Genomic DNA, 13682 nt, shown 5'->3' with positions numbered 1-13682 from the left:
ATTATACCCAGGAGGATTAGCTCAGCTGGGAGAGCACCTGCCTTACAAGCAGGGGGTCGGCGGTTCGAGCCCGTCATCCTCCACCATTTTTTAATCAAGCACTCTATTATCGCGGGGTGGAGCAGTGGTAGCTCGTCGGGCTCATAACCCGAAGGTCGTTGGTTCAAATCCGGCCCCCGCAACCAAAATGGTCCCGTGGTGTAGCGGTTAACATGCCTGCCTGTCACGCAGGAGATCGCCGGTTCGATCCCGGTCGGGACCGCCATTTTTTTTTTTGCCGGTGTAGCTCAGTTGGTAGAGCAACTGACTTGTAATCAGTAGGTCGTGGGTTCGACTCCTATCGCCGGCATCATCCCTTGGAGGGGTAGCGAAGAGGCTAAACGCGGCGGACTGTAAATCCGCTCCTTAGGGTTCGGCGGTTCGAATCCGTCCCCCTCCACCATTTTTAGGGGCATAGTTCAACGGTAGAATAGAGGTCTCCAAAACCTTTGGTGTGGGTTCGATTCCTACTGCCCCTGCCAGGTTTCTAGGTACTCGTTATCAAACACTGCTGTGATTATATATAGTGGCGATTGTGGCGAAGTGGTTAACGCACCGGATTGTGGTTCCGGCATTCGTGGGTTCGATTCCCATCAGTCGCCCCATTTTAATAATTGGGGTATAGCCAAGCGGTAAGGCAACGGATTTTGATTCCGTCATGCCTAGGTTCGAATCCTAGTACCCCAGCCATTCATTTTTAATAGGAGCCATTAGCTCAGTTGGTAGAGCATCTGACTTTTAATCAGAGGGTCGAAGGTTCGAGTCCTTCATGGCTCATCAGTTTTTATAAATGCGCCCGTAGCTCAATTGGATAGAGCGTCTGACTACGGATCAGAAGGTTATGGGTTCGACTCCTGTCGGGCGCGCCAAATAAAGCCTAATAGTATCGGAATGTAGCTCAGCTTGGTAGAGCACTTGGTTTGGGACCAAGGGGTCGTAGGTTCGAATCCTGTCATTCCGACCATCTTTCCTAACATGGGGCCTTAGCTCAGCTGGGAGAGCGCCTGCCTTGCACGCAGGAGGTCAGCGGTTCGATCCCGCTAGGCTCCACCATTTATATATTACGGAGGTATACCCAAGTCTGGCTGAAGGGATCGGTCTTGAAAACCGACAGGCGGGTAACACCGCGCGGGGGTTCGAATCCCTCTACCTCCTCCATAATTTTTTCGGGTCAGTAGCTCAGTTGGTAGAGCATTAGATTGAAGCTCTAAGTGTCGGCGGTTCGATTCCGTCCTGACCCACCATCTGCGGGTGTAGTTTAATGGTAAAACCTCAGCCTTCCAAGCTGATGTCGTGAGTTCGATTCTCATCACCCGCTCCAAAATAATGGGCCTATAGCTCAGCTGGTTAGAGCGCACGCCTGATAAGCGTGAGGTCGATGGTTCGAGTCCATTTAGGCCCACCATTATTCCGAAGTAGCTCAGTTGGTAGTAGCACCTGACTGTTAATCAGGTTGTCGCAGGTTCGAGTCCTGCCTTCGGAGCCACGGCCCCTTGGTCAAGTGGTTAAGACACCGCCCTTTCACGGCGGTAACACGGGTTCGAATCCCGTAGGGGTCATCAAGCATGTTGCACATTCGTGTAACATGCTTTTTTTATGTCAACTAAAAGCTAAAAAAGCTCACTCTTTGCGTTAAGGAAGTATTATTTCTAATGGTCGTGTAATAACTTCTATCCCTAAGTATTGCGAAGGCTTTAATCATGATAAATAAAATCGGTTATGCAACTGAAGATATCTCTTGTATAACTAATTTCTACATACAAAAAGGTATTGTCCTCTATAATCCCCCGAAATTTTCATAGTAGCTACTTGAAGGGAAGGTGTCTATCTTTTCCCTAATCCCAAAGAATGATAAGAAATATTGAACAAAGTATTTCATATATAAAATATGTATGTTTTTTTGCTGATTTTTTCGTGGTGATAATAGTTCCATTCCTCTAATATGAGGGTAGATGGAGGAGTTCGATATGAATTTACATGAAGTACAGCGATTTTTAGAACTTTATCAAGTAGAGCAAAACGAGTCAAAAACATGGCTAGAAAATAAATTACAATATATTAACACAACTGGAGAATATACACCGACAAAGGAAGAGCTAATCTTTGGCGCACGAGTGGCGTGGCGTAATAGTAATAAGTGTATTGGTCGATTGTTTTGGCAATCGCTGCATGTTGTTGATGCCCGTGATCTTTCACATGAAGAGGATATTTTCAACGCTTTGCTTAAACATATTCAATACGCAACAAATGATGGGAAAATTCGTCCGACAATAACGATTTTTGCACCAGGACGAGTTCGTATATGGAATCATCAGCTAATCCGCTATGCTGGCTATAAAACGGAATCTGGAATTGTTGGTGATCCGCATTCCGTTGCGTTTACAAAAGTATGTGAATCACTTGGCTGGCAAGGTGAGAGAACAGCATTTGATGTGCTTCCGCTTGTCGTACAGGTGGATGATAGAGAGCCACAAGTATTTATAATCCCTGACGAATATGTACTAGAGGTACCGATTCGCCACCCAGAAGCTTCTCAAGTAGAAAAGCTAGGATTAAAATGGTATGCAGTGCCGATTATTTCGAGCATGCGCTTCCAAATGGCAGGCATCGACTTTGAGGCAGCTCCATTCAATGGTTGGTATATGGGTACTGAAATCGGGGCACGTAATTTAGCAGATCATGAGCGTTATAATATGTTACCTGCTATAGCAGAAATTTTCAATCTTGATACAACTAAACAGGCTTCTCTATGGCGTGACCGAGCATTAGTTGAGCTGAATATGGCCGTTCTACATTCTTTTAAAGAAGATGGTGTGAGCATTGTAGATCATCATACAGCTGCACAACAATTTAAATTGTTTGAGGAAGCAGAAGTAGCGGCAAATCGTGAGGTTACAGGCAATTGGACATGGTTGATTCCACCGCTTTCGCCGGCTACAACTCATATTTATCACAAACCTTATGTTAATGTTTACAATACACCGAACTATTTTTATCAGAAACCACCTTATTAATAGAGAAAGGCAGCTCACGTTAACTTATTTCAGCGGGTGCCAAACACCCGCTGAAATAAGACCATGAGCTACCTTTTTTAATTTACATATTCATTTTTAGAAGCCTTAAATGAACATAAGAAGAGTATGAATGCTACGACAATAAATAACCAGCCAGTGATATCCCAGCCCCCGAATATATCATGTAAATAGCCAAATAAGATTGGACCGATTGCGGCTAATAAATACCCTAATGATTGTGCAAAACCTGATAAATCAGCTGCCTCAAATGCGGTACGGGTGCGTAATGTAAAGAACATCATCGCTAATGAGAATGAAGCTCCTCCAGCTAAGCCTAGTAGTACCATCCAAAGTATAGCGAGGTTTGTCCATTCCATTACTAGTCCGATAAAACCAATTAAGTAAAATGCGGTAAACATGAATACGAGAGGTCGCTGAGATGTCATTTTACTAGCGATAATAGGCACAGCTAAGGCCATTGGGACTTGTGAAAATTGCATGATGGAAAACATCCATCCTGCACGATCAGCAGCTAATCCTTGTGCTATATATATTTCAGGAATCCAAGCAGCGGTTGTATAGAATAATAACGACTGAAATCCCATAGCTCCCGCTACTGCCCAAGTAACAGGTGATTTCCATAAAGGTGTACGTTCTTTCGTAGTTTTAACATTAGGCTCCGGCTTATTAAATTTCAACTGTGGAATCCAAATTAAAATGGTTAACACCACGAGAACAAGTGCGACTGCCAGTGCACCTTGCCAGCCAATTGATGAATGGGCAACAGGATAGCTAATGCCAGCGCCGAGCCCAGCTGTCAAATTCATCGACATTGTGAAAAATGCCATAAGTAAACCTACGTGATAAGGAAACTTCAATTTAAGTAATCCTGGAATAAGTACGTTACCGAATGAAATGGCTATACCAATTAGCGCAGTGCCAAATACGAGCAAACTTGTTGTGCCGAGGGAGCGTAGTACAATCCCTAATGCCAAAAGAATAGTCGATAAAAATAATGTTAGTTCCAGCCCGATTTTACGTGCGACAATTGGTACGAAAGGTGAGATAATTGCAAATGCTAGCAATGGGATTGTTGTTAGAAAGCCCGCTAATGCATAGGATATGCCGAGGTCTTCTCGAATAAAGGAAATAATAGGTCCAACAACTGTTAGCGGCATCCGTAAAGTCGAGGCAATACAAATTACGCCGATCACTAGTAATAAGGTTGTTCCTTTCCAGTTAATTTTCCTGGTAGGATAAGTATCGGTATGTTCATGAGTAGTCAAATAAATCCCCCCTGTTAGAACAATTATGATTGAACCACTATACCACTTTATCACAACAATAAAAATAGTTGAAAATTCATAAAATATAGAATGTTACTTGAGTTATTGAAATGCCATATGTCATATGTTAGAATAATATTCATCATAAATTTAATAATATGCCTCATGTTTATATTGAGGTAGAGGTCGCGGTATTTAAGAGTATGCTAATGGAAATGACAAGCATTTAAGATATTAGTTGAAAGGAAATACTGCCGAAGTGTGAGGGGACTTGAAAACCTCATGCTGGGGCTGTCTCCGAAAGGAACAGAACTGTCACGTTTGAACAACGTGTTGAGCTATCATTTTGAAAGAACAGAGGATTTAATTAGCCATCACTGCCGTTCATGTGATGGCATTTTTTTCGCCTCTTAAAAGGAAGGAAGCTAAATTGTGAGTGAAATAAAAGTCAATCAGCTCGGCCATAAAGCGCCAAAGTTGAAAAAAGAATTAAAAAGCCGTCACATTACAATGATTTCATTAGGCGGTACAATCGGTACAGGGTTGTTTTTAGCTAGTGGTGGTGCCATTGCACAGGCAGGCCCTGGCGGTGCGCTTCTTGCTTATGCATTAATCGGTATCATGGTTTATTTTTTAATGACGAGCTTAGGCGAAATGGCAGCCTATATGCCATCATCGGGCTCATTTAGTACGTATGCTACAAAATTTGTGGATCCAGCTCTAGGCTTTGCGCTTGGCTGGAACTATTGGTACAACTGGGCAATTACTATTGCGGCAGAAATTTCTGCTGTATCATTGATTATGAAATATTGGTTCCCAGATAGCTCATCAGCACTTTGGACTGTTTTATTTATTGCTGTCGTTTTAACGTTCAATCTATTATCGGTAAAAAGCTATGGTGAAAGTGAATATTGGTTTGCCATGATAAAGGTTGTAACTGTAATCATTTTTATTATCATCAGTTTCTTAATGATATTTGGTATTTTAGGAGGAAATGCTCCGGTAGGCTTTACGAATTTCTTTATTAGTGATGGACCATTCCACGGTGGTTTCCTTGCTACATTTGGTATTTTCTTAGCTGCGGGATTCTCGTTCCAAGGAACAGAATTACTTGGAATAACAGCAGGTGAAACAGATGATCCAGGTAAAAATATTCCGAAAGCTGTGAAGTCCGTTTTCTGGCGAATTCTTTTATTCTATATTTTAGCGATCGGTGCTATTGGTCTGTTGATTCCGTTTACAGACGCACGTTTGCTATCTGAAGATATCGCTGTTTCACCATTTACACTGGTGTTCGACCGTTTAGGAATTGCCTTTGCTGCATCATTGATGAATGCTATCATTCTAACGGCAATGCTGTCAGCAGGGAATTCAGGGCTGTACGCATCTTCTCGTATGCTTTGGCAATTAGCAGTAGATGGACATGCACCGAAATTTTTCGCTAAACTAAGCCGTCGAGGTATTCCAATTTACGCATTACTAGCGACTTTAGCTGTAGGCTCTCTAGCGTTTTTAGCTTCATTCTTTGGTGATGGTGTGGTCTACATGTGGCTTCTAAATGCCTCTGGGATGTCAGGCTTCATTGCTTGGCTAGGAATTGCATTTAGCCATTACCGTTTCCGTCGAGCGTTCGACGTACAGGGCTTAGATCCGAAATTGTTGCCGTATAAAGCGAAATTATTCCCATTCGGTCCGCTATTTGCCTTTACGGTTTGTATGATTGTTGTTATTGGACAAAACTACAATGCCTTTATGGGTGGTTCAGTAGATTGGTACGGAGTTCTTGTCTCGTATATCGGTATTCCACTTTTCTTACTTTTATGGCTTGGCTATAAAATTAAGCATAAAACAAAGATGCTTCCACTTGAGCAATGTGATTTAAAGCTGGAAGACTAATATTAAAGCTGTTCTATAATCCATTGAATGATGGTTTATGGAGCAGCTTTTTTATTTCTTCGCAAAATATCTATGAAATGAAAACGGAAAATATGGTAAATTTAGGTTTGTAATTAAAAGTCGCGGATAACATTTTTTAAAATATATGCTCTGTATATTAGTTGATTGTAGTGGAGGCTGGGCGATTCCTCGGGGATCAGCAATAGAGGAACGGAGGCTAAAAACATTACATCCTGTGATAACGCTTTCGTGACCAACATCCTTCTGTTGCCGCTGCCGCTTCGCTTTCGCGCAGATAAAACCCTTTTGCTGTCGCTGCGCTTTCGCACAAACAAAACCCTTTTGCTGTCGCTGCGCTTTCGCACAAACAAAACCAAAACCCTATGCTGACGCTACGTTGCACTCACGCTTTCGTGCAAGAGACATCTGTTGGCCCGAGACCCTGGAGCGAGCGGACAGGGGAACGAAGGCTAAAAGCATCACGTCCTGTGATAACGCCTTCGTGACCAACATCCTGTTGCCCCAAGCGGCTCATCGGACGCGCCCAGGAAGCTCTGCTCTGCGCGAAAGCGAAGCGTCAGCGGCAAATGTTTTAACTGTGCGAAAGCGAAGCGTCAGCAACAAATGTTTTAACTGTGCGAAAGCGAAGCGTCAGCAACAAATGTTTTAACTGTGCGAAAGCGAAGCGTCAGCAACAAATGTTTTAACTGTGCGAAAGCGAAGCGTCAGCAACAAATGTTTTAACTGTGCGAAAGCGAAGCGTCAGCAACAAAGCGCCCAGCCGGAACGGAAATCAACCACACGTAAAAGCTTAATAGGTGAAGGCGAAGAATCAGAGGAGGGGGAAAGATGATAGACTATGCATTTTTACAAAACAAATTAAAAAAAGAAAAGATCAATACTTTTTTGATTAATAGTCACGGTAAAACGATATTTCGATACTATAAAAACAGGAAACAACAACAGAAACTTCATAAAATTAATTCTTGTACAAAGAGTATTCTTTCAATTCTATTTGGAATTGCAATAGATCAGAAATATTTGGAATCTGTTCATATACCTGTCCATTCTTTTTTTCCTGAACTATTCGAACAGCAAGATGACAAACGTAAAATGGATATGACAATATATCATCTTTTAACAATGACGGAAGGGTTAGATTTTCCGGAATTCGGGGAATGGAATTGTTTTGCTCCTATGGTATTTCATTCTGATATAGTAAAATTTATAATAAATCGTTCGATGGTACATCCAGTGGGTACTCATATGAATTATAACTCGGGTTGCTCCCATATACTATCTGCTATATTGCAGCAAGTTACGAATATGAAAACAAAAGAATTTGCCAATCGTTATTTATTTCAACCATTAGGTATTCAAGAATATCAGTGGTACGAGGATAAGAAGAAAATTAGTAAAGGGGCAGATGGTCTTTTATTAAAGGCAGAAGATATGGTGAAAGTGGGGCTCTTAGTTTTAAAGAAAGGCGTATATAACGAGAAAAGGATCGTTTCAGAGGATTGGATTAACCATTCGATAAAGCCGAATTTAATGACTTATGAAAAAATCGGTTATTACGGGATGCATTGGTGGGTAAATAAACAGAATGAAACTAAAGCTTTTTCGGAAGATAATCAATATTTCTTTGCATTAGGCTTTGGCGGGCAGTATATTTTTATTTGGCCAAAGGAAGAACTAGTTATTACTATCACGGGTGATTTGTATGAAACAAGTTTATTACCGCTTCAATTAATAAAGGATCACATCTTGAGATAATCGTTATGATGATGAGCCAATAAAATGAAATTTTTACATTTTAGAATAGAGGTGCATGGAAGTGCAAAAGAACATTTTACTAGTAGAAGATGATGAAGCCATTCGTGAAATGGTAGAAAGTTATTTAACGATGGAGGGGTTCCTTGTCACCTCTGCGGTAAATGGAGAAGAAGCATTACAAAATTGTTTAAACAATCCCTTTGATTTAGTAATCTTGGATATTATGATACCGAAGCTTAATGGACTAGAAGTTTTAAAGATTATACGAGAGCAAGCATCACTTCCAATTATTATCATGTCAGCGAAGGATAGTGATGTTGATAAAGCATTAGGGTTAGGATTAGGGGCAGATGATTATATTGCCAAGCCGTTTTCGATGCTGGAATTTTCGGCACGTGTCAAAGCCGCAATTAGAAGAGCTACAAAATACTCCAGTCAAGTAGAGGATAAGGCAGATATAGTAGAGATAGATAACTTATCGATAGACCTTGTAAATTTTTCGGTTGAGAAGAATGGACAAAATGTAAAGCTCACGTCAAAGGAATTTGCTATTTTAACGTTATTCGTGACAAATCGTAATCGAGTTTTTACGAAGCAGCAAATTTATCAATTGATTTGGAATGATGCTTACTATGGTGATGAAAATATTATTAATGTACATATAAGAAGATTACGAGAAAAAATTGAAGACGATCCGTCCAACCCTAAGTATATTAAAACGCTTTGGGGGATCGGCTACAAATTTGAAGGGTAAACATCATGATTATATGTCTATTGCTAATTATTGTTTTACTCGTAGGAATTATTATTTTTCAGATGAAGGCAAAGAAACAACAAGATGCTGAGATTCAATACATGCATCAAAAGCTGCAAACAATCATTGATGAACAATCGAACGAAAAGATTTTAGTATCGACAGCTAATCAAGAATTACAGCAGCTACTAATCGCGATGAATGCATTGTTAGACCACAACCAAAAAGTGCAAGCAACACATCTAAAAGTGGAAGATTCCATGAAAAAAATGTTGGCCAATATTTCGCATGATCTTAAAACACCTTTAACTGTTGTGCTAGGTTATACGGAAATGCTGCAGCTACAGCCATCACTTAGTGACGAGGAGCGGCAGCGCTTGCTCACTGGCGTTCATTCGAAAACATTGGACGTATTAAAAATAATCCATACATTTTTTGATTTGGCAAAATTGGAGGCTGGAGATACAGATTACCCAATGACGAAAATTAACGTAAGTGAAATTTGCCGGAAAAACATTTTATCATTTTACGATATGGTCATGTCATTGGGATTAGAGATTGATATAACAATACCGGAGATATCTGTATATGCACTTGGTAATGAGGAAGCATTAGATAGAGTTTTGAATAATTTATTGTCAAATGCGATTGCCTATGGGGCGGCAGGAAACATCATTGGACTCACAGTAAGAACTGTTAATACGAATATTTGTATTGATATATGGGATCATGGTAAAGGGATTGACGAATATCATATCGATAATGTTTTTGAAAGAATGTATACGCTAGAGGACTCTAGAAATAAATCCTTCCAAGGGAGTGGACTTGGCTTAACGATTACAAAACGTCTTGTAGAATTAATGGATGGCTCCATCCAGCTTTCCAGTATTCCATATGAGAAGACCATTTTTACGATTTCGCTAAAACGAATGATGTATTGAACACAGCCGTGCTTGTAGAGCATTTAAAATGCTTTACAGGCTTTTCTTCTGCGCTTAAGAAATTTGTAAGAGTCCATTAATAAATTAGAGAGTTTCTTTTTTTATAATAAGGATAGCTAAATGTAAGGGAGAGATTTACATGACATATATTGTGAAGACAAATCAACTTACGAAAGTGTTTGAGGGGAAAGAAGTCGTTTCTGCTGTTACTATGCATGTGAAAAAAGGAGAGATCTACGGTTTTTTAGGTCCTAATGGTGCCGGAAAAACGACAGTCATGAAAATGCTGACAAACCTTACGAAGCCAACGAGTGGAGATATTGAAATCTTTGGTGAGAAATTAAATGACCGCTCATACGAAGTGCTGAAAAGGATGGGGACGATTATTGAATACCCAATTTTTTATGAAAATTTAACGGCAAAGGAAACTTTAGAATTACATTGCGAATATATGGGCTATTATGACAAGAAAGAAATTGCGCATGTTTTAGATTTAGTAAAACTAACAAACACGGAAAATAAGCGTGTAAAAGACTTTTCCCTTGGAATGAAACAACGCTTGGGTATTGCACGTGCAATTATTACGAAGCCGGAACTACTTATTTTAGATGAACCGATTAATGGGTTAGATCCAGTCGGCATTAAAGAGCTTCGAGAGTTATTCAAGATGCTTTGTAAAGAGTATGGCATTACTATTATGATTTCTAGCCACATTTTGGGTGAAATTGAACAGTTGGCAGATACAGTTGGAGTTATTAAGGATGGGAGATTAATGAAGGAAGTATCTATGGACGCTGTCAATCATAGTCAGTCAAATTATATAGAATTGATTGTTAATGATGGGAAAAAGGCTGCCTTTATTCTAGAAAGTAAATTAAATATTACTAATTTCAAACTAGTGGATGACAATTGTATTCGAATTTATGAATTGACGGCTTCGCAAAAGGTGCTATCTAAAACATTGATTGAGCATGATATTGAAATTGAGGGCATTAGCAAAAAAACAAGCTCATTAGAGGATTATTTCTTGAAGTTAATCAATGGAGGTGTCACTAGTGCTTAATTTAATGCGTTTAGAAATGAAAAAATATCATATTGGTTCATATATAAAACGAGCTGTCTTCGCAAATTTTGTCATACTAGCTGTTATATTTATGCTTATATTTATAACTAAAGTAGAAGGAGATGTAGATTTTAGAACTTATCAGACGGCATTAGGCATGATAGATTCATTTGTAAGAGCAGTATTTATTATTTTTGCTAGTGTGTTAATCGCCAAGTTTATTATTGGAGAATTTAAATATAAAACAATCACTGTAGCCTTTATGTACCCGATCAATAGAAAAAAACTAATTGCTTCAAAGCTAGCCATAGTTGTTCTTTTTACCTTTAGTGCAATCGTTTTATCGACTATATTTGTCACAGCAGTTTTTTGTGCTGTTAGTGAGAGTTTTCAATTGCTCCCAGATACGTTATCGGTATCAATCATCATACAACGAATTCCCGCTGTGATCATGAATGCAGTTTCAGCATCATGCATCGCTTTAATACCATTGTATTTCGGTATGAGAAAATACTCTATTCCGGCGACGATTGTATCATCTATCATGATTGTATCAGTCGTATCATCAAATTCGGGTAACTTCACCTTATATGATATTATTTTTATACCTATTACTTTAGCGATTATCGGTATAAGCGTAGCCTACTTATCATTTCGGAACATTGAGAAGATAGATATATAGGGATAAGAAATAGCGCATTGTAGTAGGGGTGACAATTGTTAAAACGTATGCGTATATATAGTTGATCTTCGTTATGACTGGGCGACTCCTTGGGGATCCGCGATAGAGGAACGAAGACCAAAAGCATCACGTCCTGTGATAACGCCTTCGTGACCAATATCCTGCTGCTGTCGCTGCGCTTTCGCACAAAAAACATCCTGCTGCTGCCGCTTTGCTTTCGCGCAAAAAACATCCTGTTGCCCCGACGCCCCAGAAAGCTCTGCGCGAAAGCGAGGCATCAGCCGCAAATGTTTTATCTGTGCGAAAGCAAAGCGGCAGCTACAAAGCGCCCAATCGGAACGGAAATCAACCACGCGTTATGGAGTAAGCCTCTTACATGTAGAAATGCCAGACACAAAACCAAATTAAGGTCTTTGTGTCTGGCATTTTTTTAACCAAAAATTGTTTGCCATAATAAATAAACATTTAAAGTAACTACAATCACCACGACGATCCATCCTAATATAGTAGTAATACGATGGTTGACTAGGCTTCCCATAATGTCACGCTTACTTGTAAATAGTACAAGCGGTACAAGAGCAAATGCGATACCAAAGGATAGAATAACCTGACTTAGGACAAGTGCATAAGTCGCATTCACACCGGATGCAATGATGACCAGAGGCGGTAACATTGTAACAGCGCGGCGTAAATAGAGCGGTATTTTTTTTCTAATAAAGCCCTGCATCACAACGTCACCTGCGAGTGTACCAACTGAAGAACTAGCAAGACCTGCAATGAGAAGGCCAAGACCAAAGGACACTGCCGCCATCGGACCAAGCGCCTCTTTTAATCCATTATAAGCGATATCTAAATCTTCAACTACTACGCCTTGTGTATGGAATACTGCCGCAGCAATAATAAGCATACTCATATTGATGGCACCGGCAATAATCATCGCGATGATTATATCAATAAACTCAAAGCGGAAAATCCGTTTCTTCTCTTTATCATTTCGGCCAACGATGCGATTTTGGGTTAACGAAGAATGCAAGTAAATAGCATGTGGCATGACAGTTGCCCCTAAAATACCCGTTGCGAGTAAAATAGAATCTACTCCCTCAAAGTGCGGTGTGAACATGCCCACTGTTGCTTCGCCCCAATTTGGCTGTGCTAAAAATGTTTGGAATGCAAATGCTAATACAACGATAAGCACCATGCCAGAAATGCCTGCTTCAAACGCTCTAAAGCCTCTGCGTTGCAATTCTAAAATAGCAAATGAGCCAACTGCCGTAATAAGCGCTGCAGGCAGCATTGGAATATTGAATAACAAGTATAGCCCTAATGCAGCACCAATAAATTCTGCAAGGTCTGTTGCAATAATGACCAATTCAGCCTGAATCCATAAAAAGATAGACGTTTTTTTAGAAAAATGTTCACGTGATACTTCGGGTAAATTTTTACCTGTAGCAATACCAAGCTTTGCTGACATGGATTGGATTAACACAGCCATTAAATTAGAAAAAGCGATTACCCAAAGCAATAAATAGCCATATTGTGAACCTGCTGTAATATTTGTTGCGAAGTTGCCTGGATCAATATAGGCAACTGCTGCGATGAAGGCTGGACCAAGAAACGGTAAGATTCGTCGCCAACCTGTTATATCTCCATCTAAAACTGCCTCAGCAGACGATTTTGTCATTCGTTTGTAAACCATGTTGTTCCCTCATTTCAAAAAGTATCATTAATGAAATAAAGTTTCCTAGAGGAAAACGATATATTACTATTCTATAGCTTTAGGAAAAAAATGTGAAGATTTTTGCCCATTATTATTTTTTACTCAGTAATGTAGTTAAAGTATGCACAAATTAAATATGTAGTATTAGAAAAAATGTGTCACTCGACTTGGTTTTAGGATGTGGATTTTTAAACTTGGAAGATTGCTGTGCTGAGATCGTTTATTGTCGAGCTTAATTTATGAAATCGAAATTAAAAATGGTCAGTATGAATACGAAGTTGATGTTGATGCATCTACAGGAGAAACTGTAAGCTTCGAACAAGATAAGGAAGACTAATATGCTAAAGCTATCTTAAAAGTAGAGGAATACTTTTAAGATAGCTTTTTATTTTATGAGTATGAGCGGCACAATGTAGGTAATTAAACTATCGATATGTCTATGTTTTTACCACCTGACAATGAAATATTTTCTTCTTTACTTTTTTTAATTACAGGCGTAATATGACATCATTAT

10 protein-coding genes, 18 tRNA genes and 1 riboswitch are annotated in these 13682 nt (G+C 39.6%); of the genes, 26 read left to right on the top strand and 2 right to left on the bottom strand.

Annotated features, from left to right (window positions below; translation table 11 throughout):
• Window positions 1–10: 10 nt before the first annotated feature.
• The 19 genes from ABE34_RS03275 to ABE34_RS03185 all read left to right on the top strand — a co-directional run bounded on the left by ABE34_RS03275 (window position 11) and on the right by ABE34_RS03185 (window position 3053).
• Window positions 11–86 (top strand) — tRNA-Val (locus ABE34_RS03275).
• A 24-nt stretch (window positions 87–110) separates the two neighbouring features.
• Window positions 111–185, top strand: a tRNA-Met gene (locus ABE34_RS03270).
• Window positions 186–189: 4 nt separating this feature from the next.
• Window positions 190–265 (top strand) — tRNA-Asp (locus ABE34_RS03265).
• Window positions 266–276: 11 nt separating this feature from the next.
• Window positions 277–349, top strand: a tRNA-Thr gene (locus tag ABE34_RS03260).
• A gap of 9 nt (window positions 350–358) precedes the next feature.
• A tRNA-Tyr gene (locus tag ABE34_RS03255) sits at window positions 359–442 on the top strand.
• Window positions 443–447: 5 nt separating this feature from the next.
• Window positions 448–521, top strand: a tRNA-Trp gene (locus ABE34_RS03250).
• 47 nt (window positions 522–568) lie between these two features.
• Window positions 569–644, top strand: a tRNA-His gene (locus tag ABE34_RS03245).
• Between the two features lie 10 nt (window positions 645–654).
• A tRNA-Gln gene (locus ABE34_RS03240) sits at window positions 655–729 on the top strand.
• Window positions 730–743: 14 nt separating this feature from the next.
• A tRNA-Lys gene (locus tag ABE34_RS03235) sits at window positions 744–816 on the top strand.
• A gap of 15 nt (window positions 817–831) precedes the next feature.
• Window positions 832–908: transfer RNA gene (locus tag ABE34_RS03230), tRNA-Arg, on the top strand.
• Between the two features lie 18 nt (window positions 909–926).
• Window positions 927–1003: transfer RNA gene (locus ABE34_RS03225), tRNA-Pro, on the top strand.
• Window positions 1004–1016: 13 nt separating this feature from the next.
• Window positions 1017–1092, top strand: a tRNA-Ala gene (locus ABE34_RS03220).
• Window positions 1093–1104: 12 nt separating this feature from the next.
• Window positions 1105–1197: transfer RNA gene (locus ABE34_RS03215), tRNA-Ser, on the top strand.
• Window positions 1198–1207: 10 nt separating this feature from the next.
• Window positions 1208–1283, top strand: a tRNA-Phe gene (locus ABE34_RS03210).
• Between the two features lie 3 nt (window positions 1284–1286).
• Window positions 1287–1360 (top strand) — tRNA-Gly (locus ABE34_RS03205).
• A gap of 7 nt (window positions 1361–1367) precedes the next feature.
• Window positions 1368–1444, top strand: a tRNA-Ile gene (locus ABE34_RS03200).
• Window positions 1445–1448: 4 nt separating this feature from the next.
• Window positions 1449–1525: transfer RNA gene (locus ABE34_RS03195), tRNA-Asn, on the top strand.
• Window position 1526: 1 nt separating this feature from the next.
• Window positions 1527–1598 (top strand) — tRNA-Glu (locus tag ABE34_RS03190).
• A gap of 408 nt (window positions 1599–2006) precedes the next feature.
• Complete coding sequence (locus ABE34_RS03185; RefSeq protein ID WP_197140431.1) at window positions 2007–3053, top strand: nitric oxide synthase oxygenase; 1047 nt, start codon at window positions 2007–2009, stop codon at window positions 3051–3053.
• A gap of 77 nt (window positions 3054–3130) precedes the next feature.
• Here the strand turns inward: ABE34_RS03185 and ABE34_RS03180 are convergent, their stop codons facing one another.
• A complete protein-coding gene (locus ABE34_RS03180; RefSeq protein ID WP_197140429.1) occupies window positions 3131–4339 on the bottom strand; it encodes a CynX/NimT family MFS transporter in 1209 nt (402 codons plus the stop codon).
• 172 nt (window positions 4340–4511) lie between these two features.
• Window positions 4512–4688: riboswitch (Lysine riboswitch) on the top strand.
• An 83-nt stretch (window positions 4689–4771) separates the two neighbouring features.
• Here ABE34_RS03180 and ABE34_RS03175 point away from each other — a divergent pair.
• The 6 genes from ABE34_RS03175 to ABE34_RS03150 all read left to right on the top strand — a co-directional run bounded on the left by ABE34_RS03175 (window position 4772) and on the right by ABE34_RS03150 (window position 11451).
• Window positions 4772–6235, top strand: a complete 1464-nt coding sequence (locus ABE34_RS03175) for an amino acid permease (protein WP_197140427.1) — start codon at window positions 4772–4774, stop codon at window positions 6233–6235.
• 849 nt (window positions 6236–7084) lie between these two features.
• Complete coding sequence (locus ABE34_RS03170) at window positions 7085–8011, top strand: serine hydrolase domain-containing protein (RefSeq protein ID WP_197140425.1); 927 nt, start codon at window positions 7085–7087, stop codon at window positions 8009–8011.
• 61 nt (window positions 8012–8072) lie between these two features.
• Complete coding sequence (locus ABE34_RS03165) at window positions 8073–8765, top strand: response regulator transcription factor (protein WP_346655519.1); 693 nt, start codon at window positions 8073–8075, stop codon at window positions 8763–8765.
• A gap of 5 nt (window positions 8766–8770) precedes the next feature.
• Complete coding sequence (locus ABE34_RS03160; RefSeq protein WP_197140421.1) at window positions 8771–9706, top strand: sensor histidine kinase; 936 nt, start codon at window positions 8771–8773, stop codon at window positions 9704–9706.
• Between the two features lie 139 nt (window positions 9707–9845).
• Entirely contained in the window at window positions 9846–10769 is a 924-nt protein-coding gene (locus ABE34_RS03155) for an ABC transporter ATP-binding protein (protein WP_197140419.1), read from the top strand.
• On the top strand, window positions 10762–11451 hold the full coding sequence (locus ABE34_RS03150) for an ABC transporter permease (RefSeq protein WP_197140444.1): 690 nt from the start codon (window positions 10762–10764) through the stop codon (window positions 11449–11451). Before ABE34_RS03155 ends, ABE34_RS03150 begins: the two co-directional genes overlap by 8 nt.
• A 430-nt stretch (window positions 11452–11881) precedes the next feature.
• Here the strand turns inward: ABE34_RS03150 and ABE34_RS03145 are convergent, their stop codons facing one another.
• The gene (locus ABE34_RS03145) at window positions 11882–13147 is read right to left on the bottom strand and encodes an Nramp family divalent metal transporter (RefSeq protein ID WP_276569476.1); all 1266 of its coding nucleotides are present in this window, start codon (window positions 13145–13147) and stop codon (window positions 11882–11884) included.
• A gap of 244 nt (window positions 13148–13391) precedes the next feature.
• Here ABE34_RS03145 and ABE34_RS25600 point away from each other — a divergent pair, with 244 nt between their 5' ends.
• Window positions 13392–13505 (top strand): PepSY domain-containing protein, encoded by a 114-nt coding sequence (locus ABE34_RS25600; RefSeq protein WP_346655518.1) that lies wholly within the window; start codon window positions 13392–13394, stop codon window positions 13503–13505.
• The last annotated feature ends 177 nt before the right edge of the window (window positions 13506–13682 follow it).

Origin of the sequence: Lysinibacillus sphaericus (assembly GCF_015844675.1) — a bacterium.
GTDB lineage: Bacteria > Bacillota > Bacilli > Bacillales_A > Planococcaceae > Lysinibacillus > Lysinibacillus sphaericus_E.
This window is presented reverse-complemented; position numbering and strand designations above follow the sequence as displayed.

Coding starts and splice junctions, on each gene's coding strand:
- ABE34_RS03185 (WP_197140431.1), top strand. CDS start 2,007: ATGAATTTACATGAAGTACAGCGATTTTTAGAACTTTATCAAGTAGAG.
- ABE34_RS03170 (WP_197140425.1), top strand. CDS start 7,085: ATGATAGACTATGCATTTTTACAAAACAAATTAAAAAAAGAAAAGATC.
- ABE34_RS03160 (WP_197140421.1), top strand. CDS start 8,771: ATGATTATATGTCTATTGCTAATTATTGTTTTACTCGTAGGAATTATT.
- ABE34_RS03155 (WP_197140419.1), top strand. CDS start 9,846: ATGACATATATTGTGAAGACAAATCAACTTACGAAAGTGTTTGAGGGG.
- ABE34_RS03145 (WP_276569476.1), bottom strand. CDS start 13,147: ATGGTTTACAAACGAATGACAAAATCGTCTGCTGAGGCAGTTTTAGAT.